The 25,392-nt window shown below is 66.4% G+C and carries 28 protein-coding genes and 1 pseudogene; 11 read left to right on the top strand and 18 right to left on the bottom strand.

All coding sequences use genetic code 11. The annotated features are described in order from the left end of the window. Positions 1-2: 2 nt before the first annotated feature. On the top strand, positions 3-686 hold the full coding sequence (locus L0C59_RS01815) for an SDR family oxidoreductase (protein WP_243089465.1): 684 nt from the start codon (positions 3-5) through the stop codon (positions 684-686). Here the strand turns inward: L0C59_RS01815 and L0C59_RS01810 are convergent. The 8 genes and pseudogenes from L0C59_RS01810 to trmB all read right to left on the bottom strand — a co-directional run bounded on the left by L0C59_RS01810 (position 640) and on the right by trmB (position 6,909). Further along, on the bottom strand, positions 640-942 hold the full coding sequence (locus L0C59_RS01810) for a VanZ family protein (RefSeq protein WP_243089464.1): 303 nt from the start codon (positions 940-942) through the stop codon (positions 640-642). The genes L0C59_RS01815 and L0C59_RS01810 overlap by 47 nt on opposite strands. 43 nt (positions 943-985) lie before the next feature. After that, complete coding sequence (mce, locus tag L0C59_RS01805) at positions 986-1,387, bottom strand: methylmalonyl-CoA epimerase (RefSeq protein WP_243089462.1); 402 nt, start codon at positions 1,385-1,387, stop codon at positions 986-988. Between the two features lie 9 nt (positions 1,388-1,396). Beyond that, positions 1,397-2,338, bottom strand: a complete 942-nt coding sequence (locus L0C59_RS01800; protein WP_243089461.1) for a 4Fe-4S binding protein — start codon at positions 2,336-2,338, stop codon at positions 1,397-1,399. Further along, positions 2,339-3,403 carry a bifunctional 3-deoxy-7-phosphoheptulonate synthase/chorismate mutase gene (locus tag L0C59_RS01795; RefSeq protein WP_243089459.1) on the bottom strand — a complete coding sequence of 355 codons (1,065 nt, stop codon included), beginning with the start codon at positions 3,401-3,403 and terminating at the stop codon, positions 2,339-2,341. Positions 3,404-3,436: 33 nt separating this feature from the next. Beyond that, entirely contained in the window at positions 3,437-4,180 is a 744-nt protein-coding gene (tatC, locus tag L0C59_RS01790; protein WP_243089457.1) for a twin-arginine translocase subunit TatC, read from the bottom strand. Positions 4,181-4,290: 110 nt separating this feature from the next. Next, a pseudogene (locus L0C59_RS01785) lies at positions 4,291-4,500 on the bottom strand (TatA/E family twin arginine-targeting protein translocase); the annotation flags it as partial. A gap of 94 nt (positions 4,501-4,594) precedes the next feature. Then, a complete protein-coding gene (gene glmU / locus L0C59_RS01780; protein WP_243089455.1) occupies positions 4,595-5,956 on the bottom strand; it encodes a bifunctional UDP-N-acetylglucosamine diphosphorylase/glucosamine-1-phosphate N-acetyltransferase GlmU in 1,362 nt (453 codons plus the stop codon). Between the two features lie 17 nt (positions 5,957-5,973). Further along, complete coding sequence (gene trmB / locus L0C59_RS01775) at positions 5,974-6,909, bottom strand: tRNA (guanosine(46)-N7)-methyltransferase TrmB (RefSeq protein ID WP_243089453.1); 936 nt, start codon at positions 6,907-6,909, stop codon at positions 5,974-5,976. Positions 6,910-6,981: 72 nt separating this feature from the next. On the opposite strand from trmB, the gene L0C59_RS01770 reads away from it, so the two are divergent. Together L0C59_RS01770 and L0C59_RS01765 are read left to right on the top strand one after the other, a co-directional pair. Next, positions 6,982-7,587: a DUF4388 domain-containing protein gene (locus L0C59_RS01770; RefSeq protein ID WP_243089452.1), complete on the top strand. Its 606-nt coding sequence runs from the start codon at positions 6,982-6,984 to the stop codon at positions 7,585-7,587. Continuing rightward, entirely contained in the window at positions 7,584-8,558 is a 975-nt protein-coding gene (locus L0C59_RS01765) for an HD-GYP domain-containing protein (protein ID WP_243089449.1), read from the top strand. Before L0C59_RS01770 ends, L0C59_RS01765 begins: the two co-directional genes overlap by 4 nt. Here L0C59_RS01765 and L0C59_RS01760 read toward each other — a convergent pair. The 3 genes from L0C59_RS01760 to L0C59_RS01750 are packed head-to-tail and all read right to left on the bottom strand — an operon-like array spanning position 8,555 to position 12,091. Further along, complete coding sequence (locus tag L0C59_RS01760) at positions 8,555-10,342, bottom strand: menaquinone biosynthesis decarboxylase (protein ID WP_243089523.1); 1,788 nt, start codon at positions 10,340-10,342, stop codon at positions 8,555-8,557. The genes L0C59_RS01765 and L0C59_RS01760 overlap by 4 nt on opposite strands. 42 nt (positions 10,343-10,384) lie before the next feature. Then, the gene (locus L0C59_RS01755) at positions 10,385-10,714 is read right to left on the bottom strand and encodes a YraN family protein (protein ID WP_243089448.1); all 330 of its coding nucleotides are present in this window, start codon (positions 10,712-10,714) and stop codon (positions 10,385-10,387) included. Positions 10,715-10,738: 24 nt separating this feature from the next. Next, the gene (locus L0C59_RS01750) at positions 10,739-12,091 is read right to left on the bottom strand and encodes a PASTA domain-containing protein (RefSeq protein ID WP_243089446.1); all 1,353 of its coding nucleotides are present in this window, start codon (positions 12,089-12,091) and stop codon (positions 10,739-10,741) included. 60 nt (positions 12,092-12,151) lie between these two features. On the opposite strand from L0C59_RS01750, the gene L0C59_RS01745 reads away from it, so the two are divergent. After that, positions 12,152-12,694, top strand: coding sequence for an NAD(P)/FAD-dependent oxidoreductase (locus tag L0C59_RS01745; RefSeq protein WP_243089445.1), 543 nt, complete (start codon positions 12,152-12,154; stop codon positions 12,692-12,694). Positions 12,695-12,785: 91 nt separating this feature from the next. On the opposite strand, the gene L0C59_RS01740 is transcribed toward L0C59_RS01745, so the two are convergent. Together L0C59_RS01740 and L0C59_RS01735 are read right to left on the bottom strand one after the other, a co-directional pair. Beyond that, positions 12,786-13,556 (bottom strand): SDR family NAD(P)-dependent oxidoreductase, encoded by a 771-nt coding sequence (locus tag L0C59_RS01740; protein ID WP_243089444.1) that lies wholly within the window; start codon positions 13,554-13,556, stop codon positions 12,786-12,788. 4 nt (positions 13,557-13,560) lie between these two features. Next, positions 13,561-14,688, bottom strand: a complete 1,128-nt coding sequence (locus tag L0C59_RS01735) for an alanyl-tRNA editing protein (protein WP_243089443.1) — start codon at positions 14,686-14,688, stop codon at positions 13,561-13,563. Between the two features lie 19 nt (positions 14,689-14,707). On the opposite strand from L0C59_RS01735, the gene L0C59_RS11085 reads away from it, so the two are divergent. The 3 genes from L0C59_RS11085 to L0C59_RS01725 are packed head-to-tail and all read left to right on the top strand — an operon-like array spanning position 14,708 to position 16,710. After that, positions 14,708-14,833, top strand: coding sequence for a hypothetical protein (locus L0C59_RS11085; protein WP_279232400.1), 126 nt, complete (start codon positions 14,708-14,710; stop codon positions 14,831-14,833). After that, complete coding sequence (locus L0C59_RS01730) at positions 14,830-15,561, top strand: pseudouridine synthase (protein ID WP_243089442.1); 732 nt, start codon at positions 14,830-14,832, stop codon at positions 15,559-15,561. The genes L0C59_RS11085 and L0C59_RS01730 overlap by 4 nt, the downstream gene beginning before the upstream one ends. A 9-nt stretch (positions 15,562-15,570) precedes the next feature. Continuing rightward, complete coding sequence (locus L0C59_RS01725) at positions 15,571-16,710, top strand: VanW family protein (RefSeq protein ID WP_243089440.1); 1,140 nt, start codon at positions 15,571-15,573, stop codon at positions 16,708-16,710. On the opposite strand, the gene L0C59_RS01720 is transcribed toward L0C59_RS01725, so the two are convergent. From L0C59_RS01720 to L0C59_RS01705, 4 genes are all read right to left on the bottom strand, one after another. Beyond that, positions 16,652-16,912, bottom strand: coding sequence for a cupin domain-containing protein (locus L0C59_RS01720; protein WP_243089439.1), 261 nt, complete (start codon positions 16,910-16,912; stop codon positions 16,652-16,654). The genes L0C59_RS01725 and L0C59_RS01720 overlap by 59 nt on opposite strands. Further along, positions 16,912-19,413, bottom strand: a complete 2,502-nt coding sequence (gene topA, locus L0C59_RS01715) for a type I DNA topoisomerase (RefSeq protein WP_243089522.1) — start codon at positions 19,411-19,413, stop codon at positions 16,912-16,914. The genes L0C59_RS01720 and topA overlap by 1 nt, the downstream gene beginning before the upstream one ends. Before the next feature lie 297 nt (positions 19,414-19,710). Then, on the bottom strand, positions 19,711-21,021 hold the full coding sequence (locus L0C59_RS01710) for an acetyl-CoA hydrolase/transferase family protein (protein WP_243089436.1): 1,311 nt from the start codon (positions 21,019-21,021) through the stop codon (positions 19,711-19,713). Further along, positions 21,018-22,076, bottom strand: coding sequence for a 3-hydroxyacyl-CoA dehydrogenase NAD-binding domain-containing protein (locus L0C59_RS01705; protein WP_243089434.1), 1,059 nt, complete (start codon positions 22,074-22,076; stop codon positions 21,018-21,020). Before L0C59_RS01705 ends, L0C59_RS01710 begins: the two co-directional genes overlap by 4 nt. A gap of 87 nt (positions 22,077-22,163) precedes the next feature. Here L0C59_RS01705 and L0C59_RS01700 point away from each other — a divergent pair, with 87 nt between their 5' ends. From L0C59_RS01700 to L0C59_RS01685, 4 genes are read left to right on the top strand one after another with little or no spacing between them, the layout of a single operon-like run. Beyond that, positions 22,164-22,640: a DUF456 family protein gene (locus L0C59_RS01700; RefSeq protein WP_243089432.1), complete on the top strand. Its 477-nt coding sequence runs from the start codon at positions 22,164-22,166 to the stop codon at positions 22,638-22,640. A gap of 44 nt (positions 22,641-22,684) precedes the next feature. Further along, positions 22,685-22,939, top strand: coding sequence for a glutaredoxin family protein (locus L0C59_RS01695; protein ID WP_243089431.1), 255 nt, complete (start codon positions 22,685-22,687; stop codon positions 22,937-22,939). Between the two features lie 8 nt (positions 22,940-22,947). Further along, positions 22,948-23,769 (top strand): prolipoprotein diacylglyceryl transferase, encoded by an 822-nt coding sequence (lgt, locus tag L0C59_RS01690; protein WP_243089521.1) that lies wholly within the window; start codon positions 22,948-22,950, stop codon positions 23,767-23,769. A gap of 9 nt (positions 23,770-23,778) precedes the next feature. Further along, positions 23,779-24,849, top strand: a complete 1,071-nt coding sequence (locus tag L0C59_RS01685) for a cystathionine beta-lyase (RefSeq protein ID WP_243089430.1) — start codon at positions 23,779-23,781, stop codon at positions 24,847-24,849. Between the two features lie 39 nt (positions 24,850-24,888). On the opposite strand, the gene L0C59_RS01680 is transcribed toward L0C59_RS01685, so the two are convergent. Continuing rightward, positions 24,889-25,353, bottom strand: a complete 465-nt coding sequence (locus L0C59_RS01680) for an Hsp20/alpha crystallin family protein (protein WP_243089429.1) — start codon at positions 25,351-25,353, stop codon at positions 24,889-24,891. Positions 25,354-25,392 lie beyond the last annotated feature (39 nt).

The raw sequence follows: 25,392 nt of genomic DNA, 5'->3' as shown, positions 1-25,392 counted from the left end.
GCATGCTCCAGGGTAAAGCCTTCTTGGTCACGGGGGCTGGCGGAGCCTTGGCCCGGGCGGTGATCCCTGCCCTTCATCGGGCCGGGGCCCGGCTTTTCCTCTCCGACCCCCGGGAGGAACGCATGGCGGAACGGGCCCGGGCCTACGGGGCCAGGACCTTCGTGGCCGACCTCACCCGGCTCGAGGAGGCCGAGGCCTTGGCCCGCTTTGTGGAGCGGGAGGCGCCCCTTTTTGGGGTGGTGCACACCGTGGGGGGGTTTGCCGCCGGGCGCTTCCTGGACTCGGACCCTGGGCTTTACGACTGGCTTCTGGACCTGAACCTGCGCACCACCTTCAACCTCCTCAGGGCCACCCTGCCCTACCTAGAGACTCGAGGCCAAGGGTTTTTCGCCGCCATCGCCGCCGGACCCGCCTGGACGGGGATAGGCCCGGGAAAAGCCCTTTACACCATGGCCAAGACCGCCCTGGGCAGCCTGGTCCGCTCCCTCCAAGGGGAGGTGCAGGGGGTGCGCTTCCTTCTCCTCTACCCCATGGGCACCCTGGACACCGAGGCCAACCGGAAGGCCATGCCGGAGGCCGATCCCAGCCGCTGGATCGCCCCTGAGCTCATCGCCGAGGCCATCCTCCTGGCCGCCTCCGCTAAGGGGGGAAGGCTTTTGGAGCTCCCCATCTACCCCCCCACCTAGCCCCCAGGTAAGCCCCCAGGAAGTCCGCCACCAGGTCCCAGCCGAAGGCCTCCCGCCCCGGGACGAGGCTCTGGTGCGCCTCGTCCACCACCCCGTAGAGGGCCGCCAGGAAAAAGGCGGGGCGGAAATCCCCAAGGGCCATCCCCAGGAGGAAGCCCAAAAGCCCATAGGCGGCGAAATGGGCCCCCTTGTCCCAGGGATGGGGCAAGCCCATCCCGGTGGCGGGCTGGTCCGAAAGCCACCAAAGTAGCCCCATCTCCCCCAAGGCGAGGAGGGCCGGCACCCAGCGGAACCCTGGCCTACGCACCCTCCGTCTCCACCAGTTCCCAAAGCACCCCAAGGCCAAAGCTGGGGTGGAGGAAGGCCACCCGGTGCCCGCCAAAACCCGGACGGGGGACCTCGTCGATGAGCCTGGCCCCTGCCGCCTTCAGCCGGGCCAGCTCCTCCTCAATCCGGGAGGTGGCGAAGGCCAGATGGTGAAGCCCAGGGCCCCGCTTGGCCAGGAAGCGCCCCACCGGGGTATCCGGCCCCAAAGGGGCGAGGAGCTCCAAAAGGGTCTCCCCCTTCCCCCGGAGCATGGCCACCCGCACCCCCTGGGAGGCCACCTCCCCTTCCGCCACCACGCCGAAGCCCAAAAGCCCATACCGGGCCTTGGCCTCCTCCAAGCTCTCCACCGCAATGCCCACGTGGTGCAGCCGCATGGGAGGATTCTATAGGTCGTACCAGGGGGGCTTTCCCCGGTAAAGCTCAAGTTCCTGGAGTATCTCCTCCTTACCCGCCGCCTCGAGGCGGATCACCTGGGGCGGGCAGCTTTCCACACAAGCCCCGCATCCCGTGCAGGCTTCCACCTTCAGCCTTAAGGCGTACTCCTCCCCCTCCCGCACCCTATAGACCGCCTCCGTGGGGCAGACGTTGGTGCAGACCGGGCAAAGGGTGCACCCCTCCTCCACCCGGATCCTGGGCCAGCGCACCTCAGAAGCCCGCCCGGCGGCAAGAAGGCGTAGGCGAAGCTCCGCCGGCAGGCCCTTCTCCTCCGGTTCCGCGGCCAGGGGAGGCTCGGGCACCAGGTCGGCGGCGGTGCGCTTGGCGCTTCCCATAAGGGCCTGGAAGAGCTCCCTACGGCCCACCTTCTCCCCGGGAAGCTCCCCCTGCACCACCTGCACCTCCACGGGGTGGTAGCGCTGGGCCTCCTCCACCATCGCCTCCAAGTGCTCGGGCACGAAAGGCCCCCCGATCCTACAGCTAGCGCACTCCCCCCGGGCCAGAACAACCCTACCAAAGCGGCTTCCCGCCTCCGCCAAAAGCCCTGGGGTCAGGCGGCCCAGGCACAAGACCTCCTCCCCCTTGCCCTCCGCCTTGGAGCAACGGATCTGCCCCTTGCCGCGGATCAAGGCCTCCTGGATACCCCCCAAGGGATACTCCAGGGCCACCCCCGGGCAGACCCCCGTGCACAGGCCACACCCGGTGCAGAGCACCTCGTCCAGCTCCACCCGGAAGCTTTCCAGGCGCACCGCCCCCTTGGGACAGGCCTGGTAGCAACGGTCGCACCCCCCCACGCTGTTCTTGTAGAGGAGGCAACGGGTTTCCGTGTACCTAGGCCTGGGGTCCGTGGCCTTGAGGAAGGCGTTCAGAAGGTTATCCAAAAAGCCCATTCACGCCCCTAGGAGGTCCTCTATGGCCTTTAGGAAGGCCTCAAACTGCCCGAGGTCCATCTGCTGTTGGTTATCGGAAAGGGCCACCTTGGGGTTAGGGTGGACCTCCACGTGCACCCCATCCGCCCCCACCGCCAAGGCCGCCCGGGCCAGGGGAGCCAGGAGGTCCGTGCGTCCGGCGGCATGGGTCACGTCCACCACCACCGGCAGGTGGGTTTCCTGCTTGGCCAAAGCCACGGCGGAAAGGTCCAGGGTGTTTCGCGTCCAACGCTCAAAGGTGCGGATGCCCCTTTCCGCCAGGATCACCTGCTCGTTGCCCTGGCTCAGGATGTACTCGGCGGCGTAGAACCACTCCTCCATGGTGGCGGAAAGCCCCCTCTTGAGAAGGACGGGCTTGCCCGAGCGGCCCACCTCCTTGAGGAGGGGGAAGTTCTGCATGTTCCGGGCCCCGATCTGGAGGATATCCGCGTACTCCGCCACCACCTCCACGTCCCGGGTGTCCATGACCTCGGTGACGAAGACCATGCCGAAGGCCTCCGCCGCCTTGCGGCCGAGCCTTAGCCCCTCCACCCCCAGGCCCTGGAAGCCATAGGGGCTGGTCCGGGGCTTGAAGGCCCCGCCCCTTAAGACCCTGACCCCTTTGGCGGAAAGGAAGCGGGCGGTTTCCATTATCTGCTCCTCGGACTCGATGGAGCAGGGTCCAGCGATGAGGAGGGGCTTCTCCCCAAAGGTCACGGGCCCCACCCGCACCCGGGTGGGCTCGGGCTTGTGCTTGCGGGAGTAGAGGAACTTCTTCTGGTCCTCCCGCTCCTCGAGGTCCAGGCTGGCCTTGAAGATCTCCTTAAAAAGCTTGCGGATGATTTCCGGGGGGAAGGGACCGGGGTTTTCCGCGGTCAAGTAGGCCAGCATCTCCTCCTCCCGCTTGGGGTCGTAGTGGGGTAGGCCAAGCTCGGTCTGGATGCGGCCGATCTCCTGCACCAGCCTTCCCCGTTCGGAGAGGAGGCGCAGGATCTCCCGGTTAACCCGGTCCACCTCCTTGCGCAGGGCCAGGATGCGCTCGTCCATGGGCTATTCTATGGGGCAAAGCCCCGAGAGGTGTCAAGCGGCTTCTTCCTTGGGCCTAGCCCGCTCCGCCACCCTGGCCACCAGCACGGAGACCCAGTAGAGGACCAGAAGGGGCCCGGTGACGATGGCCAAGGACACCACGTCCACCGTGGGGGTGATGAGGGCCGCCAGGGTGAGGAGGAGGACCACGGCGATCCGCCAATTGCGGGCCAAGAAAGCGGAGGAAAGGATCCCCAGGCGGGCCAGCAGATAGCTCACCACCGGCATCTCAAAGACCAGGCCCATGACCCCCATCATCATGAGGACCTGGCCCATGTAACGGCCGATGGAGATCTGCGGGGTGATGACCTCGCCCAGAAAGCCCAAGAGAAAGGGGATGGCGAAGGGCAGGAAGCCATAGTAGGCGAAAAGGGCTCCCGCGGCAAAGCTAAACCCCGCCCCCAGCAAGAAGGGCGCCGCCAGGCGCTTCTCGTGCTCGTAAAGCCCAGGGGCGATGAAGGCCCAGACCTGGTAGACGATGAAGGGCAGGGCCAACACCAGTCCCCCGAAGGCCGCCACCTTCAAGGAAACCAAGAAGGGCTCGGTGATGTCCAAGACGATGAGGTTCACCTGGATGCTGTTCTGCTTGGCCGCCAGGTCCAAGGGACGCTTCAGCCACTCCAGAAGCTGGACCCTGAAGCTCCAGGCCACCCCCGTGCCCACCACCCAGGCCAACAGGGACCAGAGGATGCGGGTCCGGAGCTCCTCGAGGTGTTCAACCAGGGGTGCTTCCTTCAAGCCTTGCGCTCCTCTTGCGCTTCGCTAACCTCCGGGGCCTTGCTGGGAGCCTCAGAAACGGGCTTGGGCTTTAGCTCCTCCCTAGCCAGCCTAGCCCCTTCGGGGCCCTTATCTTCCCTAGCCAACCTAGCCCCTTCGGGGCCCTTATCTTCCCGCACGTCCACGCTCTTCTCCAGCTCCTCGCGGATCTCCTGAGCCCCCCGCTTGAACTCCCGGATGCTCTGGCCCAAGGAACGGCCAAGCTCGGGGAGCTTCTTGGGCCCGAAGATGAGGAGGGCCACCACCAGGATCACCAGGATTTCCGGCATGCCCAGGTTCATATTTCCTAGTTTACCACCTGGCCTGAAATGAGGGTGAAGCCTTTCTTATCCTTCCCCACCCCGGCCTTGGGAAAGCGGTGGCACCGGGCTGGGATCAGCCCTCCTCCCGTTTCCTGCGGGCATAGCCCAATAGGTTCCGCTGCCGCTCCCGGGCGATGGCCAAGGCATCCTCGGGCACATCGTGGGTGACCACGCTTCCCGCCCCCACCATGGCCCCATCCCCCACCCGCACCGGGGCCACCAACACGCTGTTGGAACCGATGAAGGCTCCCTTGCCGATGAAGGTCTTGTGCTTGCGCTTCCCATCGTAGTTGGCGGTGATGACCCCCGCCCCGATGTTGGTGCCCTCCCCCACCTCCGCATCCCCCAGATAGGCCAGATGCCCCGCCTTGACCCCCGGGTGGAGGAGGCTATTCTTCACCTCCACGAAGTTGCCCACGTGGGCCCCTTCCCCAAGGACTGCCCCCGGGCGTAGCCGGGCGAAGGGGCCGGCGTCGGCCCCCCTGCCGATCACCGCCCCCTGGGCCACGGTGTGGGCCAGGACCCGGGCCCCGGGTTCCAGGAGGGTGTCCTCGAGGACCGCATAGGGCCCCACCTCCGCCCCCTCGCCGACCCGGGTTTGCCCCTTAAGCACCACCCCCGGCCAGAGGGTCACGTCGGGGGCCAGTTCCACGCTGGCCTCCAGGTAGATGCTCTCGGGAAGGATCATGCGCACCCCCCTTCGCATCCACTCCCGGCGCAAGGCATGGAGGAGCACCCCTTCCACCCGGGAAAGCTCCTCCCGGGTGTTCACCCCAAGGGCCTCCTCCGCCACCCCCTTCACCGCCGCCACCTTCCGCCCCTTTGCCCGGTAGATGGCGATGAGGTCCGGAAGGTAGTACTCCCGGGCGGCGTTTTCGTTTCCCACCTCCCTTAGGGCCTGGAAGAGGAGGCCGTCAAAGGCATAGGCCCCGGCGTTCACCTCCCGGATGGCCTTGATCTCAGGGGAGGCATCCTTTTCCTCCACGCTGCCCAAGACCTCCTCCCCCCGGCGCAGGATGCGGCCGTAGCCGGTGGGGTCAGAAAGCTCCACGGTGAGGAGGGCCATCCCTGCCCCCTCCTGCACCCTTTCCAGAAGGGCCCTTAGGGTTTCCGGGCGCAGCAGGGGGGTGTCCCCCTGGGTGACCAGGATGGGGCCGGGGAAGCCTTGCAAGAGGGGCTCCGCCTGCAAAAGGGCGTGGGCGGTGCCGAGCTGCTCCCTTTGCACCGCCACCTCCACCGGATAGGGCTTTAGGGCTTCCGTCACCTGCTCGGCCCCATGCCCCACCACCACCACCAGCCTCTGGGGTTCCAGGGCCAGGGCGGTTTCCACCGCATAGGCCAGCATGGGCTTGCCGAGAAGGGGATGGAGCACCTTGGGCAGGCGGGACTTCATGCGGGTCCCCTGCCCGGCGGCCAGGATCACGTGGGCGTGCATAGGGCTATTTTAGGGGGCTAGGTATGGTCCTGGACAACCTTTAGGCCCCTCCTCCCCAGCTCCCGCACCAAGGCCCGCACCGCCTCCTTCACCCCCTCGGTGATGAGGGGGCTACCAAAGCGGCTCACCCCCGCATAAATTCCGTGGGAACTCCTCCGCACCTCTAAAAGCAGGTCCTGGGTGAGGTCCTCCTCCTCCACATGGGTGAGCACGTAAAACCCCTCCTCCCCCCGGGCCACCTCCAGAAAGACCGCCACCCCCCCGGGGATGGGAAGGGGCACCCTGGCAAGGGCCAGGTCCTTGGGCAGTTCCCCCTTTAACAGCGCATGGGCCACCTCATACCTCCTCGTGGGCGGCCAAGGCGTGGGATCCTCGGCCACCTTGGTGAAGACCGCATGGAAAAAGGTGCGGCCTGCCTCCCGCCACTTGAGGGCGTACTTGGTGCGGAGATGGGCCTCGGGAGGGTCCTTCACCTCCACCCGGTAAAGCCCGGTTCGTTCCGCCTCCGCCAGGGCAAAGTGGAAGTACTCCTCGTGATCCGTGGTGAGGAGGAGGTCCCCACCTGCCAGAAGCCGGGTGGAAAGCCTGCGGAAAAAGCCCTCCTGCAAAAGCCTTCTTTCCTGGTGCCGCTTTTTGGGCCAGGGATCGGGGAAGTTGACGATCACCCGCTTCAGGCTTCCAGGCGGCACCAGGTTCCGTAGGGCGAAGGGACCTTGTCCGTGGTAAAGGCGCACGTTCCCAATGCCCTCGCGCTTCAGGCGCCTATAGGCCCTAAGGACACTGGCCGCCGAGACCTCGGCCCCCAGGATGAGCCAGTCCGGCTGGGCCTTGGCAAGCTCCGCGGTGAAGCGCCCGTCGCCAAAGCCCACCTCGAGGACCAAGGGCCCTTCCCGGCCAAAGAGGTCCCCTACCCGAGGAGGCCAAAGGGGAAGAAGAGCGGGTCGCACCAGCACAAGGGGGGATTATACGGCCTTTTCAAACCCCTTTCCCAGGGGAGCCCTAGGGTGAAACCAGGAGGTTGGGTTATGGCCCTATTTGGAAGCCTTGATGCACTGCCCCTCGAGGAGCTCCTCCAGCTCCTCGCCCAAAAGGAAGGGGCCCTGGAGATTTGGAACCTAAAGGATATTCCCGCCACCACCATTTACCTGAAGCCAGGCTACATCCGCTCGGTGGATCAGGGCGGTAGGCCCCTGGAAGCCTTGAGTGCCAAGGCCACCCTGCAGGCCTTGCTTAGGGCCCGCAGGGGGAGCTTTGAGTTCCTCCCCGGGGCCAAGCCCAAACACAAGGTGCGCCTGAACTGGCCCGTGGAAAAGGTTCTGCTAAGCACTGTCACCCTCCAGGACGAGCTGGAGCGCTATCGTCCATACTTCCCTCCTCCCAAGGCAATCCTCAAGGCTTCCCATATAGCCAAGAAGCACCTACCGGAGGAAAGCTTTCTGGCTAGATCGCTTCCCTACCTGGAAAAAGGGGTGTCTGCGGAAGGCCTCTCCAAAGCCCTTGGCCTGCCCCTAGACCTGGTGCGCTTCCAGCTCTTTCGCTTGGAGCGAAAAGGGCTGGTGCAACGCACGGGACAGATGGACCACGGCCGCCCAGCGCTTTTGGGCCACCTGCTCAGGGGGGTGAGGCCATGAAACACTCCCAGTCCCCCTTCGCAAAGAAAGTTTTGTTGGTGGACGACGAACCCGTCCAGCGCCTCCTCCTCATGCGGGCCCTGGAGCCCCTAAGGGTGGAGGTCCAGGAGGCCAGAAATGGGCAGGAGGCCCTGGACCTCCTAAGGGACGGGCTTCCCCACGTGGTGCTCACCGACCTGCACATGCCCATCATGGATGGCCTCGAGCTCACCCGCAAGGTAAAGGCCCTGGACCCCTTGCTTCCCGTCATCCTCCTCACCGCCGATGGGGACCGGGAAGTGCGCCTTAGGGGCATAGAGGCCGGGGCCGACGACTTCCTAAACCGCCCCGTGGACCTGGCAGAGCTCAGGCTCCGGGTGAAAGGCCACTTGGAGCGTCGGAAACTGCAAGAGAAGCTGGAGGACCTGGAGAGGACCCTTCTCGCCCTGGTGAGGGCGGTGGAAGCCAAGGACGCCTACACCGCAGGCCACGGGGAACGGGTGGCCCAGTACGCCCTTTGGACCGCGGAGGAGCTCGGGGCAAAGCCTGAGGAGCTGGAGGACCTCCACATGGGCGCGCTCCTTCACGACGTGGGTAAGATCGCCATCCCCGACCACATCCTGCGGGGAGACTATCCCTTAACGGAAAACGAGTGGCGCTTTATCCGGGAACACCCCGTGAAGGGGGACGAGATCATCCGGCCCCTTCGGGCCTACGCCCGCCTAAAACCCTATGTCCGCTGGCACCACGAGAAACTGGACGGCTCCGGCTACCCCGATGGCCTTACCGATATACCCCTTCTGGTGCAAGCGGTAACCGTCGCCGACATCTACGATGCCCTGACCAGCGTGCGCACTTACCGCAAACCCACACGGCCCGAGGAGGCCTTGGGGGTCCTCGAGGAGGAAGTTAAAAAGGGCAGGCTCCACCGGGAGGTGGTGCGGGCCATGCGAAGCGGCCTCCTCCGCAACCGGGCCCTGCGCACCGCCTAAAGGCCGTACTCTTCCCAACGGGAGTCCACCAGGGCCTTGATACGGGCATCCATGCGGATGCGCTCGGGCCAGGTGCGGGCAAAGCCCTCCTGGGGTAGCTTGCGGGTGCCGTCCAGCACCAAGACGGGTCCTTCTGCCCCCTCCATCACCCGGGCATCCCGCTCCGGGTCGATGTTGTTGAGCACCGCCCAAAGGAGCTCCTCGGGGGTGAGCAGGGTGTCGTGGTCCGCCAGGAGGAGAAGGCGGATGCCGGCGCTTTGCGGGGTCTTAAGGAGCCTTTCCGCCAGGGCCATGGCCTGGCCTGGCCTCTCCTTGCGCAAGGCCACCCCCCAGATCCCCGGCCACTGCCTTTGGGCCAGGGCCTCCGGGTCTTGGGGAAGCTCCCCGTGGACCCTGGGGACAAAGGGCACCTCCCCTCCCTCCTCGGGAAGCTTGCGGGTACCGTCCACCAAAAGCTTCCCCCCAAAGGCGAAGCCCCTCGAGCTATGGTCCAGCACATCCATAGGCCCCCGAAGGATAAGGGTATCCCGCCCGGGCAAGGCATGCTGGAGGGCTTCCAAAAGGGTTTGAAACCCTGGCTTCACGGGAACATCCCCGTCCACAGCCACGATGACCTTGGCGAACATCATCTGCCCAAGCCCCAGCATCCCGTAGGCCACCTTGTAGGCCTGGCCGGGATAGGCCTTGCGCAGGGCCACGTTCACCCAGTTGTGGGCCACCCCTTCCGGGGGCATGTGGTAGTCCACCACCTCGGGGAGGATGAGGCGCAAGGGCGGGAGGAAAAGGCGCTCGGAAGCCTCGATGAGGTAAGCATCCTCCATGGGAGGTACCCCCACGATGGTGGTGGGGTAGATGGCCCTTTTCCGGTGGGTGATGGCGGTCACGTGGAAGCGGGGATAGAGGTCCACGGGGGTGTAGAAGCCCGTGTGGTCCCCAAAGGGACCCTCCTCCACCAGGGGCTCCTCGGGGTCGATGTATCCCTCCAGTACGAACTCCGCCTCGGCGGGCACGGGAAGGTCCACGGTGACGCCCCGGACCAGCTCCACGGGAGCCCCCCGCAGGAACCCCGCCAAGTGGAACTCGCTCACCCCTGGAAGAGGGGGTAAGGGGGCGGTGGCGGCGTAGGTGAGGATGGGATCCCCCCCCAAGGCCACAGCCACCTCCAGCCTTTTCCCCAGCTTCCTGGCCTTTTCCAGGTGCTGGCGGCCCACCTTGTGGAGCTGCCAGTGCATGGCCGTGCTCCTTTTGTCCAGAACCTGCATGCGGTACATGCCCACATTGAGCTCCCCGGTCTCCGGGTCCTTGGTGACCACCAGGGGCAGGGTGAGGAAGGGCCCGCCGTCCAAGGGCCAGCACTTCAGCACGGGCAAGCGGGCGAGGTCCACCTCCTCCCCCTTCAGGACCACCTCCTGCACCCGGGCCCTCCCCACCCACCTGGGAAAGAACCCCCTAAGAAGGGGAAGCTTGGGAAGAAGGCCCATGAGGGCGGAGAACCCTCCCCTTCCCGGCTTCAACTCCAGCAAGCGGGCCACCTTCTCGGAAAGCTCGTCCAGGTCCCCAACCCCCAGGGCGAAGGCGGTACGCTCCCGGGTACCGAAGAGGCCGATGGCCACGGGGAAGTCCTTACCCACCACCCTTTCGAAAAGGAGGGCTGGACCCCCCGTCTTCACCATGCGGTCGGCGATCTCCGTGATCTCCAGCTCGCTGGAAACGGGTACCCTAATCCGCTTGAGCTCCCCTCGCCGCTCCAGGGCTTGGAGGTAGGCCTCGAGGTTCCTAAACACCCTCAAGCTTACCCAAAGGGCCAAAGGCGAGGGGATTTCCCCCTACACTTCCAACACCAGGTGCTCTATCCGGTGGACCCTGGGGGTCCCATGGACCAGGATGGCCTCGAGCCTCACCGGAAGATCGTCCCGGCCCAGGAGGTAACGGGCGCTTTGCAAAAGGCGCCCCACCTTTCTGGGGGTCAAGGCCTCCAAGGGGGTGCCGTAAGCCCCTGAGCTCCTTTGCTTGACCTCCACCAGCACGTAAACCCCGTCCTTTTCCAGAAATAGATCCACCTCCCCAAAGGGGGTGCGGCGGTTGCGGCCAAGAAGCCGGTAGCCCCGCCCAAGGAGATAGGCGAGCGCCAGTTCCTCAGCCCAGCCCCCCTTCACGCCCTCCCCCCAACCGGGAAAACCTCAGGGGGCCCACTCCTGGAAAAGCTCCCCGTCCAGGTAAAGGCGGAAGCGGGCCTCCCCCACCACCTCATAGGTACCCGAAACCCTCAGGCCCCCACGGCCTTCCCCCTCGTAGACCAGGTGCTCCCCCCGGTCGTCCACCAGCACCAAGCGCACCTGGCGCCCCTCTGCCTCTTGGGGAAGATCCAGGGCCAGGGTCACGGAGGGGGCCTCGGGCTTAGGGGCAGGCAAAGGGCCTAGAGCCCCCACCAGCACCTCCCCCCTCGCCGCCACCCTCAGGCGTACCCCGCCTCCTGGGGGCATGGGGGTGCCGGGGGCAGGTTCTTGGGCCAACACCGTGCCGGAGGGAGCCCCGGAGGGCACCTCCTCCACCTGGACCTGCAGGCCCATGGCGTTCAGGAGGAAAAGCGCCTCCTTTTGGCCTAGGCCCGTGAGCTGGGGAAGGGGCACCGTGGGGCCAAGGGAGGCCCCTTGGGAAACGAGAAGCCACACCGAAGCCCCAGGGGGCAAGGGGGTTCCAGGGGGTGGATCGCTGGCCAGCACCGTGCCCATAGGCTCAGGGCTTTCCGTCTGAGCCACCCCGGCTAGGCGGTAGCCCAGCTCGGAGAGCCTGGCCTCGGCCTCCTCCTGGCGAAGTCCCTTGAGCTCGGGCAAGGGGTTCAGCCGGGCTTGGTTCAGGGTAAGGCGCACGGCGCGCCCCACCCTAAGGCGGGTTCCCGGTGGAGGCTCCTGGGCCAGCACCACCTCCTTGGGCTTGGTAGGATCGTTCCCCTCCACCACCTCCAGCCTAAGCTCCGTATCCTTCAGGAGGAGAAAGGCCTCCCGGGCGGTCTTGCCCACCAGGTTCGGCACGGGGTACTCGGGGGGATTGAAGTAGCGGTAAATCCCTTGGGAGAAAAGCCATAGCCCCAGGAGGGAGAGGAGAAGGCCCGGGGCTGCCCCCAGAAGAAAGCCCGGCCGAGGACGGGAAGGGGCCCGGGCCAAGGCCCGCCGGGCAGACCCCAGGGGCCAGGGGGACAGGTAGGCCACCCCTTCCTCCGCCATGGCCAGATGCTCTGGGCCAAATCCCAAGGGGGCCAGGGCCTCGAGGGCAGCCCGGGGCGGAGCCTTCCGGGCCAGGGGACGTTCCGGAAAAAAGGCGTAGTAGCGGCCGGGCTTGGCGGAAACCACCGCCTCCACAAGCCCAAGCTCCTCTAGACGTTTGATGGCCGCCCGGTACCGGTAAAAGCGCTCCTTGTCCTCAGGGGTGCGCACCTGGAAGGCGAAAACCACCCCACCCTCCACCCGATAAAGGGTGATCCCCTCCCTCTCCTCGAGGGTCTCCAGCACCGGGTAGCGGTCGTCCAAGAGCATGCGCCGCCGATTATACCTTGCCCTCTCCCCTCCCTTCCCAACCCCTATACTCTAAAAGGTATGTGGGACGTTCTCGTGGTGGGCGGCGGCCCCTCGGGTCTTTCCGCGGCCCTTTTCCTCGCCAGGGCCGGGCTTAAGGTCCTGGTGCTGGACGGAGGCCATTCCAAAGTCGCCCAGGTGAGCCGGGTCCCCAACTACCCCGGCCTCCTGGACGAGCCCCCAGGCGAAGAGCTTCTGGAAAGGCTAAAGGAGCACGCCCGCCGTTACGGAGCGGAGATTCGCAGGGGCGTGGTCAAGGGGGTGCGGGACCTGGGAGGGGTCTTTGAGGTGGAAACCGAGGAGGGCACGGTGGAAGCGGAAAGGCTCCTCCTCTGCACCCACAAAGACCCCACCCTGCCCTCCCTCCTGGGCCTGACCCGAAAGGGCCTCTACATCGACACCGACGAGATGGGGCGCACCAACTACCCCCGGGTCTACGCCGCCGGGGTGGCCCGGGGCAAGGTGCCGGGCCACGCCATCGTGAGCGCAGGGGATGGGGCCTACGTGGCCGTACACCTCATCTCGGATCTGCGGGGAGAACCCTACAAGGACCACGCCACGTGAGGCCCCTTTTCCCCATCCCCTCCCCGTAAGGGTTTAAGGAGATTGGGCGGGCCAGGGGTTGGCCGAAAACCCCCACCCTGTCAAGGTGGGGCTAGACGGGCCTCCCCGCCATCATGAAGCTGGCCGTCATCCCCCCGTCCACCACCAAAATGGCCCCGGTGATGAAGCTGGCCTTCTCCGAAGCCAGGAAAATCACCGCCTCCGCCACCTCCTCGGGCTGGCCCAGCCTTCTCAGGGCGTGGAGGTCCTCCCAGTCCCGGCGGGTCCTCTCCGGGTCCTCGGAAAGGGCGATGGCCTCCAGCACCGCCTCCGTGGCGATGGCCCCCGGGGCCACGGCGTTCACCCGGATGCCCAAGGGGGCCAGGTCCAAGGCCAAGGAACGGGTGAGGTTGACAAGCCCCCCCTTGGAAGCGTTGTAGGCCGCATTCTCCTGCTCGGCGAAAAGCCCCTGGACGCTGGCCACGTTCACGATGGCCCCCCCACCCACCTTGGCCATCTCCCGGGCCGCCAGGGCGGAGAGGTGCATGGGAGCGGTGAGGTTCACCTCCAGGACCCTGCGCCACTGGGGAAGCTTCACGGTGAGGGCCGAGCCTGGCGCACTAATGGCGGCGTTGTTCACCAGGACATCCACCCGGCCCAAGGCCCGGCTCGCCTCCTCCAGGAAGCGCACCCGGTCCCTTTCCTCAGCCAGGTCCGCCTGGACGAAGAAACCCCCGATCTCCTCCGCCACCTCCTGCCCCTCAGGATGCAGATCGCAAAGGGCCACCAGGGCCCCTTCCCGGGCAAAACCCCGGGCGATGGCCCGGCCGATGCCCCGGGCCGCCCCCGTGACCAAGACCCCCTTCCCCTCAAAAAGCCCCATGCCCTTAGGGTACGACGCCCGGGTCCAGGGCCTCGGCCACCCTTTCCTTGGGCAGGCTTCCCTGGACCACCTCCCTTCCCCCGCCCTTGGCCCCTAGGGCTCTAAGCCTTGCCAACACCTCCTGCCGGCCAGGGCCCAGGGTGGCGAAGCGGCCCTCAGGGGAAAGCAGCAAAAAGGTCCTCTCGCTCCAGGAAAGAAGCCTCTTGGCCAGGTCCCCCAGGACGGGGGCCGGCACCAGGAGCACCCTCTCCTCGAGGGCCCGGGGCAGGAGGGCCTCCACCAAAGCCTCCTTGAGCCCCAGGTTCTCGCCCTTTAGGGCGTACACCTCCTCCTGAAGCCGGCGCACCGGTTTCTCCAGCTCCAGGGGACTGGTGGAGAAGGAAAGGGCCAGGCGGGAAAGGAGGGCGTGCTTGGCATGGTAGTCCTCCAAAGCCTCCCACCCCGCCATGAAGTACACCCGGCTTCCCCCCTTATACCGCTCCCACTTCAGGACCTTGATGGGCCCCGCCTGGGCGCTGGTCTTGAGGTGGGTGCCCCCGCAGGCCGCCAGGTCAAAGTCCCCGATCCGCACCAGGCGCACCTGGCCCTGCACCTTGGGAGGCCGCCTTAGGGGGTAGTGGGCCAGCTCCTCCTGGGAGACAAAGAAGGCCTCAATGGGGTAGTCCGCGTACACGGCGAAGTTGGCCAAGGCCTCCGCTTCCTGGATCTTGGCCTCCTCCACCTCCTCCTCGAGGTCCACGGTGGAAACCGGGCCATCCAGGCTCACGGCGACCGTGTGGTACCCCCCGGCCCGCAAAAGGGCCTGGGAGAGGATGTGCTGGGCGGTGTGGCGCTGCATGTGGCGAAAGCGCCGGCTCCAGTCAATCTCCCCCTCCACCTCCCATCCCTCGGGGATGGGGGCATCCAGGCGGTGCACCACGTCCCCGAAGGCCTTGGCCTCCTCAAAGGCGTGGAGGACCCGCACCTGGCCAAACTCCCCCTTCAGCACCCCCGTGTCCGCCGGCTGTCCCCCGGACTCCGGGTAAAAGAGGGTCTCGGAGAGCACGGCGTAGTGCCCCTTTTCATCGCTCCAGGCCCGCACCACCCGGGCCCGGAAGCGGGTGGCGTAGCTGTCCTCCTGGTAAAGCCTCATGCCCTCTAGAATAAAGAGGATGGCGCCCCTGGACTGGGAGGAATGGGTAAGATGTCAGGCCCTGATCCGCCTCATCCAGGCCCTGAAGGAAGCGGGGCATGAGATCCAGGCCTTGGGGTGGTTGGAAGGGGCCATGGAGCCATGAAGGGGGAAAGGCTGGACAGGCTCCTGGCCCGTCTGGGCCTGGGAAGCCGCAAGGAGGTGGCCCGCGTGGTGCGAAGCGGCCAGGTGCGGGTGGCGGGGCAGGTGGTCCGGGACCCTGCCTTCCACGTGCCCCCAGGGGCGCGCCTCGAGGTGAACGGCCAACCCCTGGCGGTGCGGTGCCATCACCATGTCCTCTTGCACAAGCCTGCGGGATACGTGACCAGCCGCAAGGAGGGCCCCTCGGTCTTTACCCTCCTCGAGGGCTTTCCCACCCGGGACCTCTCCCCCGTAGGCCGCCTGGACAAGGACACGGAGGGGCTCCTCCTCTTCACCACTGACGGCGAGCTCCTCCACCGCCTCACCCATCCCCGTCACAAGGTGGAAAAGCGCTACCTGGTCCACCTGGAGCACCCCGCCACAGGGGAAGACCAAAAGGCCTTTGGCGAGGGCCTGGTTCTGGAGGGCACCAGGCTTCTTCCCGCAGAGCTCTCCTGGGACCAAAACCCCACCCGGGTGGAGCTGGTCCTGAGGGAAGGGCGCTTTCACCAGGTGAAGCGCATGTTCCAGGCCCGGGGCAACCGGGTCCTCTACCTGAAGCGGCTCTCCCTGGGCCCCCTCACCCTGGGGGACCTCCCCGTAGGCCAGGCCCGTTACCTCTCCCCAGAGGAGGAGGAAGCCCTGTACCGGGCGGTGGGGATTTTCACAGACCTTTTACGGGGTAGGTGGTAGATTGCCTCCATGCTTCGGCGATTCGCCTGGACGCTGGCCCTGGGTCTCGCCCTGGCCCAGAATAGCGCCCATGTGGATTCCTCCCCCCTCACCGCCATTCTGGTCCTGGAGGAGGATGCCATTGAAGACGGCCGGCTTTTGAGCTATGTGGGCAGCCAGTCCTACCCCGTGGCCTCGGAGAAGGAGCTGAGAAGCCTGATCAGGAAGCTCGCCCGCGAGCCCCGAAAGCCCCGCTTCATCTTCCAGGATGGGCGCTGGCGGGGGGTGGAGAAAAAGGGACTCGCCTTTGACGAGGCGGAGGTCCTGGCCGCCTACCGCGAGGCCCTGGCGAGGGGGCGCAAAAGCTTCCGCCTGCCCGTCCGCCATATCCCCCCAACCCCCAGCCTGAAAGACCTGTATGCCTTGGGTATCCGGGAACACCTGGCCACGGGGGAAACCGACTTCCGGGGTTCCAGCCGGGAGCGCACCCACAACCTGCTTCTGGCCTCCAGCAAGCTGGATGGCCTCCTCATCCCCCCGGGCACCTTCTCCTTTAACCAGGTCCTGGGGCCGGTCACCGAGGAGGAGGGGTACAAGGAAGCCTTCGTCATCGTGGGGGACCGCACGGAGGAGGGCGTGGGGGGCGGGGTCTGCCAGGTTTCCACCACCTTGTTCCGGGCCTTTTTCCTCGCCGGGCTACCCATAAAGGAGCGCCATGCCCACAGCTACCAGGTGGCCTACTACAAGCCCCCCGGCCTGGATGCCGCGGTGATCCAACCCTACAAGGACCTCAAGGCGGTGAACGACACCCCGGGGCATATCCTGGTGCAGCGCTCCGTGGTGGGCACCCAGCTCCGCTTCCACCTCTTCGGCACCAAGGACCGGGAGGTGCGCTGGGAAGGCCCCTTCATCTCCGATAGGAAACCCCCCTTGCCTCCCCGGGAGATCCCGGACCCCTCCTTGCCCCCCGGGGTGCGCAAGCAGGTGGACTTCGCCGCCGAGGGGGCCCGGGTGGAGGTGAGGCGCACCGTGCGCTACCAGGACGGACGGGCGCTGGAAGACCAGGTGGTGAGCCTCTACCGGCCCTGGGGTGCCGTATACCTGGTGGGGCCTACCCCACCTCCAGAAGCACCGCCCGCTCCACCGGGACAAGGCGGTGGGGCTCCGTGAGCCGGGCCGCCTCCCCCCTTTTCAGGTGAAGGTAGCGGCCCTCGGGCAGGTCAATGACCAGCTCCCCTTCCAGCACCAGGTAAAAACCCCCTTCCCCTCGCCCCTCCTCCCGGGTTAGCGGATAGGCGCGCACAGCCATCCCCGGCACCTCCACCCTTCCCTCCCGGGCCAGGCGCAAGAGGTGAAGCTTGAAGCTTGGCATCAGGTAACCGCCTCCTTCCTGGCGCGGCCCTTTTTCATACGAAGTTTAAAGAGAGCCCGCCGGGCCAGCTTGGCCGCCTCCGGGGAGAGGGGTTCCCCAAGGGCCAAGGCCTCCGCCGCCTGGCGCTCCTCCGGGGCGAGTTCCCCAAGGAAGGGCCTGAGCTCCTCCCAGTCCTTAGGGGGTTTAGGTGGGGATGCCTCCTGCCCCTTGGTCCTTGCCCCGGTGCGGCCCACCCCTGGGGCCTTGCGGCGGGGAGACCCCCTGGCCTTGGACCTCGAGGCCTCCCGGGTAGGGGCCTTGGGGGACGGGAGGAGCTTAGGGTCATGGGCCGGGCAGGCAGGGTTGAGGCAGGCCCCTTCCCCCTTTTTCACGGAGGGCCAGCCACAAGAGGGACAGCTCTGGTCCATAAGGGGGTAGAAGGAAAGGAAATCGCAGGCGTTGTTCTCGCACTTGTAGTAGGGCTTGCCCCGGCGGCTTCGCTTCTCCAAGACCCGGCCCCCGCACTTGGGGCAGGCATGGCCCGTGGGCTGGCCGTCGTCCCGGGTGTAGTCGCACTGGGGATAGCCCGAGCAGGCGATAAAGCTCCCGTACCGCCCCTCTTTGCGCACCAGGGGCCTTCCGCACTTGGGGCAAGCCTCCCCGATGGGCTCGGCCTCCTTCTTCCTCTCCAAGGGTTCGGTGTAGGTGCACTCCGGGTAGCCCGTACATCCCAGAAACTGCCCGTAGCGGCTTACCTTGAGCTCCAAAGGCCTCCCGCACCGGGGGCAGGTCTTCTTGGGCACCTGGGAAAGCTCTCCCAGAAAGGGCTCGTAAAACTCCCACACCACCTTGGGCCAGGGGGCCTTTCCCTCCTCCACCTGGTCCAGGCGGTCCTCCATGCGGGCGGTGAACTCATAGGCCACCACCTGGGGGAAGCGCTCCTTGAGGTAGTGGGTCACCTGGCGGCCCAGGGGGGTGGGCGACAGGGTGCGCCCCTTGCGTACCACATACCCCCGCTTTTCCAAGGTTTCCAGGGTGGGGGCATAGGTGGAAGGACGCCCGATGCCCAGCTCCTCCATGGTCTTCACCAGGGTGGCGTCCGTGTACCGGGGTGGGGGCTCGGTGAAGTGCTGCTGGGCCTTGACCTCTAAGAGCTCGGCCCTGGTGCCCTCCGCCACCGGGGGCAAGGGGGTTTCCCCCTCCGCTTCCTGACCCTCCTGCGCCATCCCACCCTGGGGCCCCTTATCCCCAAGGGAACCGCCCTCATCCCCCCGCCCCCAGGCCTTGAGGTACCCCTCAAACAGGAGCACCGAGCCCGAGGCACGGAAGGTGAAGCGGGGCTTCTCCCCCTCATCCTTAAGGAGCACCACCGTCTGGTGGTAAAGGGCATCCCGCATCTGGCTGGCCACGAAGCGCCGCCAGATGAGGTCGTAAAGGCGGTATTCCTCCTCGGAAAGGTACTTCCTCACGCCATCGGGAGTGCGCCGCACATCGGTGGGCCGGATGGCCTCGTGGGCGTCCTGCACCCCCTCCTTGCGGTTTCGGTAAACCCGGGGGCTTTCCGGCAGGTACTCGGGCCCAAAGTGCATCCGGACCACTTCCCGGGCCGCCTGGAGGGCCTCCGGGGAAACCCGCACGGAGTCGGTGCGCATGTAGGTGATGAGGCCCACCGTCCCCTCGGGAAGGTCCACGCCCTCGTAAAGGCGCTGGGCGATGCGCATGGTGCGGCTTGCGGTGTAGCCCAGGCGGCTGCTGGCCGCCTGCTGCAGGGTGGAGGTGGTGAAGGGGGGCGGGGGGGATTTGCGGCGCTCCCTGGTCTCCACCTGGACCACCCGGTAGGGCCTCCCCCTGGCCTCCTCGGCCAAGGCCTTCGCCTGGGCCTCGCGTGCCAAGTGAAGCTTTCCTTCCTTCTCCCCCTGGCCAGCCCATAGGCGCCTGCCCTCCACCTCGAGGAGGCTTGCGGAAAGGGCCCGGTCTTGGCCCAGGGTGAAAACCCCCTCCAAGGTCCAGTACTCCTCCGGGCGGAAGGCCTCGATCTCCTCCTCCCGCTCCACCAAAAGCCTTAGGGCCACGCTCTGCACCCGGCCAGCGGAAAGGGCCCGCTTGCGAAACTCCAGGGAAAGAAGGGGGGAAAGGTTATAGCCCACCAAGCGGTCCAGGACCCTCCGGGCCTGCTGGGCATCCACCAGGTTCTGGTCTATGGGCCTCGGGTTTTGTACCGCCTGCCGCACCACCTTGGGGGTGATCTCGTGAAACTCCACCCTCAGAGGCTCCCGGGGATCCCGCCCCAAAAGCCTCGCCACATGCCAGCCGATGGCCTCCCCCTCCCGGTCGGGGTCGGTGGCGATGAGGAGGCGCTTGCCCTTTGCCGCCCGCTTGAGCTCTTCCACCACGGACTTCTTGTCCTTTTTTATCTCATAGGTGGGAGCAAAGTCCCGCCCCACATCCACCCCAAGCTCCCGTTCCGGAAGGTCGGCCACGTGCCCCAGGCTGGCCCTAACCTCGTAACCGGGACCCAGCATCTTCTGGATGCTCCTGGCCTTGGCGGGGGATTCCACCACCACCAGGGTGGGAGCCCATGAGTGTTCCCTTTGGGGAGTTGGTTCCCCTGCAGGCGCATCGAGGTGGTCAACCGCAGGACCCTTTTGACGGCGGGGGTTTTTCCCTTGAGCCCCATGGGGCCGGTCTCCGCTCGGCATCGCCCCCTATTTAGGGACCATATCCCCCCGCTTGTCAAGGGCACCGCTCTCCCAAAAGAACCCTTGACAGCCAGAAAAGCCTCCTGCCTGCCCGAATCCCCACGTCCCCTCCCGGGGCCTTCAGGTCTTCACATCTAGGCCCGGGTAAGCCCGGGGTAACAACCTCCTCTCCCAGGCAGCCTTTAGAAGCTCCTCGCGGAAATCGGGGTGGGCAATGTTGATAAGGGCCATGGCCCTTTCCCTCAGGGAACGGCCAAAGAGCTCGGCCACGCCCCACTCGGTGACCACGTAGTGCACGTCGGCCCGGGTGGTAACCACCCCTGCACCCGGTTTCAGGTAGGGGACGATGCGGCTATGCCCCTTGGCGGTGGAGGGCAGGGCGATGATGGGCTTGCCCCCCTCGCTTCTCGCCGCCCCCCGGATGAAATCCAGCTGGCCGCCAAAGCCCGAGTAGATGCGGGTGCCGATGGAGTCCGCCACCACCTGGCCGGTGAGGTCCACCTCGATGGCAGAGTTGATGGCCACCATCCTGCGGTTTTGGGCCACCACGAAGGGGTCGTTCACGTAATCGGCGGGGTGGAGCTCAAAGAGGGGGTTGTCGTGGACGAAACGGTAAAGCCTTTCCGAGCCCAGGACAAAGGTGCCGATCACCTTGCCGGGGTGGAGGGTCTTCTTGGCCCCGGTGATGAGGCCCTTTTCAAAGGCCTCCAACACCCCATCCGAGATCATCTCCGTGTGGACCCCAAGGTCGCGCCTTCCCTCCAGGCTGGCCAAAACGGCATCGGGGATGGCCCCGATGCCCATCTGCAAGGTGGCCCCATCCTCGATGAGGCTCGCCACGTGCTCCCCGATCCTCCGCTCCACCTCGCCAAAGCCCTCCCGCCTCAGCTCGGGCAGGGGCCAGTCCAGCTCCACGATGGCGGTGAAGCGGGAGACGTGGACGAAGGTGTCTCCCAGGGTCCTGGGCATCCTGGGGTTCACCATGGCGATCACCAGGGGGGCCGCCTCGAGGGCCGCCTTGGTGGCGATCACCTCCACCCCCAAGGAGCAGAAGCCATGCTCATCGGGCGGGGAAACCTGGACGATGGCGGCATCCAGGGGAAGGATGCGCCGTTTAAAAAGCCAGGGCACCTGGTGGAGCAGGATGGGTACGTAGTCGGCCCGGCCCTGGTTCACCGCCTCCCGGTCGGTGGGCCCCACGAAGAGGGAGCGGCGCCGGAAGTGCCCCTCCATCTCCGGGGAGGCAAAGGGATCCTCCCCCATCTGCAGAAGGTGGACGAGCTCCACATTCTCCAGCTCGTCCTTGCGGGCGGCCAGGGCCTTGAGAAGGGGGGTGGGGGTAGCGGCGTTTCCGGAGACGAAGACCCGCATGCCGGATCGGATGAGGGTGACGGCATCCTCAGGGGAAGTCAGCTTCTTGCGGTAGCTCATTCCAGGTGCCCTCCTTTCTGGCCCAGGAGGAGGTAGGCCCCTTGCCGGAGCTCTGGCACCTTCAAGGGGTCCTCCTCCACCTCTAGGAGAAAGGGCAGAAGGGTGGCGGTAAGGGCGTGGCTGCTGGTGCGGGGCACCAGGGCAGGCACGTTGGGAAGGCAGAAGTGGGTGATACCCATCTCCTGGTACACCCCCACCCGGCTGGTTTCCGCGATCCCTCCCTGGTCGATGGCGAAGTCCAGGAGGACCGCCCCCGGGCGCATGCGGGAGAGGAGAGCCCGGCTCAGGAGGAGGGGGGCCCTTTCCCCAGGCACCGCCACCGCCCCCACCAGGACATCGGCGAAGGCGGCGTACCGTTCCAGCCGGCTTTGGGTGATGAGGGCGGTGACCGCCCCTTTGGCCTCCTTGGAGGCTTCCTCCAGGGCAGAAAGCTCCTTGTCCAAGAGGTAGACCGAGGCCCCCGTCCCCAAAAAGGAGCGGGCCGCCGCCCTCCCCAAAACCCCTGCCCCCAGGATGACCACATCCCCAGGGGGAATCCCGGGCAGGCCCGAAAGGAGCACCCCGGGGCCGAAGGGGGCCTCCAAAAGCCTTCCCGCAATCTGGGGGGCCAGGCGGCCTGCGATCTCGCTCATGGCCTTGAGCACGGGGCGCCTTCCCTCCGCCCCGATGAGTTCGTACCCAATGGCGGTTAGGCCCTTTTCCGCCATGGCCTCCACCAAAGGGGACTCCGCCACCGCCAGGTGCAAAAAGGCCATCACCGTGGCCCCGGGGCGGAGGAGGGCCACCTCCTCGAGGGTGGGCCTTCCCACCTTCAAGACCACCTCCCCCCGGCCAAAGGCCTCCTCCCGGCTCACCAGCCGGGCTCCGGCCTCCTCATATAGGGCGTCGGGAAACCCGGCCCGCTCCCCTGCCCCCCGCTCCACATAAACCCGGTGGCCCCGGTTCACCAGCTCCCGCACCCCCTGGGGGGTGAGGGCCACCCGGCCCTCCCGCACCTCCCCGAAGGGGGGTTGGGTTTTTACCACGCCTTGCTCCTTGGGTAGGCCAAAGTCCATACCCGCCTCCTCGCATTGAGCTTAAGGCCAAGCCCCAGGAGGGATGTCCCTTTCCCTTCTCATCCAGGCAGATCCTAGGCTTAACCCATGGATGCCTTCGCCGACTGGCTCTTTGTGGTCCTATGGGGGGCGGGGGTGCTCCTTACCCTCGTGCCTTTCATTCCCGCCACCCTTTTGATCCTGGCCGCCGCCCTCCTCCACGAGGCCCTGGTGGGCTTCCGGGAACTTTCCTTGGGCCTGTGGCTGGCCCTAGGGGTCCTGGCCCTCCTGGCCATGACCCTGGACAACCTGGCCACCCTTCTTGGGGCGAAAAGGTACGGGGCGGGACGGGCAGGGCTTTGGGGGGCCTTCTTGGGCGGGCTCCTAGGCCTCTTCCTGGGGGTGGTGGGGGTTCTGGTTCTGCCCTTTTTGCTGGCCTGGCTCTTTGAGTACCTTTCGGGGAGGAAGCCCGAGGAGGCCCTCAAGGCAGCCTGGGGCACCCTGGTGGGGCTCATGGGGGGCGTGGTGGCCAAGGCGATCCTCCACGTGGCCATGGGGATCCTGGTGATCCGGGCCATCTTCTGATGCCACCCCCACCTGGCAAGGCCAGTTGGGGCCTCGGCCAGGGTATGCTTTTCCCCATGGACCTGGTCTTCGTCACCCGCAAGGGGTGCGGCCTTTGCGAAAAGGCGGAAAGGGCCCTTTGGACTTTGGGAATACCCTATGTGCGCCGGGATGTGGACCAAGACCCAAAGCTCTTCCGCCTCTACACCTTCCGGGTACCTGTGCTTCTTTTGGGGGATAGGGTGCTTTTGGAGGGCCTCTTTGACGAGAGGTCGCTGATGGAGTTGGTGCAGAAGCTCCAAAGAGGGGGTGAGGCATGAACCCCACCATGATCCAGATCGGCCCCTTGCGCATCCAGTGGTATGGCTTTCTCCTGACCCTGGCCATCTTCATCGGCTTTGAGCTGGCCAAGCGCCGGCTTAAGGCCTGGGGGTTGGATGCGGAGCGGTTTGAGGTGGTGGCCTTCTGGGCCGTCATCTTCGGGGTGGTGGGGGCCAGGCTGGGCTACGTCCTCACCTCCCCCGGTCCTTTCGTGCAAAATCCCGTGGAGATCCTGTACATCCGGCACGGGGGCCTCTCCTTCCACGGGGCCATTTTGGGCGGGGCCCTGGTCTTCCTCTACTTTCACAGGCGAAGGGGCTATCCCCTCTGGCCCTACCTGGACGCCGCCACCCCGGGGGTGGCCCTGGGCATCATCGCCGGGAGGATCGGGAACCTGATGAATGGCTCGGATACCGTGGGGCGCCTTACCTCCTTGCCCATCGGCTTCACCTGGCCAGAGTGGGCTAAGGGCTTCCCGGGCATCTGCCCCGGCATTGAGGACATCTCCCAGGTGTACCGGTGCGCGGAGCTCCTCCGGGGCCCCGTGCACCTCACCCAGATCTACGGGGCCCTGGTGGGCCTCATCCTCCTGCCCCTCTCCTATTACTGGCTTCGCAAGAAGCCCTTTTTCGGGTACGCCTTCTGGAACTTCCTCCTGTGGTACAGCGTGCTCCGCTCGGTCCTCGAGGAGCCCTTCCGGCTAAACCCCCTCTGGCTTCCCGTGTACCGCAACCACGAGCTGGGCATCGGCCTTTTCACCGCCACCCAGGTGGTGAGCCTGCCCCTCATCCTCCTTTCCTGGTACATGCTAAGGCGCCTGGGCCGGTAAGATAAGCCCATGGTGCTTCCCCCCCGCAAGGACTCGCTGAAGTGGGGCACCTATCCCGAGGACGTCCTGCCCCTTTGGGTGGCGGACATGGACTTCCCCGTGGCCGAGCCCATCCGGCGGGCCATTGGGGAGAGGGCCGAGGGCTTTTTGGGCTACCCGCCCCGGGAGGGGGACCCGGAGCTCAAGGCCCTCATCCTGGAAAGGACGGGTTTGGAAGGCGAGGTGGCCTTCATGCCCGGGGTGGTGGTGGGGCTATTCGGGGCGGTGGCCGCCTTCACCGCCCCTGGCCAAGGGGTCCTGACCCAGGTCCCCGTATACCCCCCGTTTCTGGCCGCCATCCGCCAGCAAAGGCGCACGGTTCTGGCGAATCCCCTAAGGGAAACAGAGGAGGGGTACCGGCTGGACCTCGAGGGCCTGGAGCGCCTGGCGTACGCCAGCAGGCTCCTCCTCTTCTGCCATCCGCAAAACCCCACGGGAAGGGTCTTTGGGGAGGAGGAGCTTTCCGCCCTGGCCGCCATCGCCCGCAAGCACGACCTCATCGTGGTCTCCGATGAGCTTCACGCCCCCCTGACCTACGAGAGGACCCACGTGCCCCTGGCCCGCCTCCTCCCCGAGCGCACCCTCACCCTGCTGGGCCCAGGAAAGGCCTACAACCTGGCTGGGCTCCCCCTAGGGGCCGTGGTGGGGCCTAAGCCCCTGGTGGAGACCCTTAGGCGCCACCTGCCCCACACCTTCCCCAACGTCTTGGCCATGGCCGCCTGGAAGGCTGCCCTGCTGGAGGCGGGGCCTTGGCTGGAGGAGACCCTCGCCCGGTTCAAGGCCAACCGCGACCGGGTGGCGGCTTGGGCCAAGGAGGTGGGCCTGGGACACTTTGCCCCGGAGGGCACCTACCTGGCCTGGCTCAAAACCCCCCTTCCCCAGGCAGCCTCCTTCTTCCTCAAGGAGGCCCGGGTGGCCCTAAACCCCGGGGAGAACTTCGGGGAAGGGTACGACCGCTACGTGCGCCTCAACTTCGCCACCTACCCCGAGGTGCTGGAAGAGGCCCTGAGGCGCCTGGCCGAGGCCCTAAGGAGGGCCTAAACCCCCGGGAAACCTCCCGGGGGAATGGGGCCTAAGGGCTTACTGAACCACCTCGATGGGGATCCGCTTGGCCCGGGCCTCGGCCACCTTGGGCAGGGTGAGGCGCAGGATCCCGTGGCGGAACTCCGCCTTGGCCTGGGAGGCATCCACCTCCACGGGGAGGCTGAAGGTGCGCACGAAGGAGCCGTGGGGGATCTCCTGCAGGTAGTAGCGGCGCACCTTAGCCTCCTCGGCGGGCTTCACCTGGCCCCGTACGGTGAGCTTGCTGCCCTCGAGGCTCACCTCCAGGTCCTCAGGAGCCAGGCCCGGCGCCGCCATCTCCAGGACCAGGGCCTCGTCGGTCTCGTAGAGGTCCGCAGGGGCCACAAAGGTGGCCGCGGGCCGGGCAAAGTCGCCCAAGACCTCCTCAAAGAGCCGGTTGGCCTCCTCCAGGAGGGAGAAAGGACCCCAGGTACGGAAGGGGGTAATCTCCGTGGGACGCACTTCCCTACGAACCAGGGCCATACCCATCACCTCCATCCTCACCCATATCACCTGCGCCTT

This window comes from Thermus neutrinimicus (genome assembly GCF_022760955.1).
GTDB lineage: Bacteria > Deinococcota > Deinococci > Deinococcales > Thermaceae > Thermus > Thermus neutrinimicus.
The sequence above is the reverse complement of the archived record's forward strand: the minus strand, read 5'-3'. Positions and strand labels throughout refer to the sequence as shown.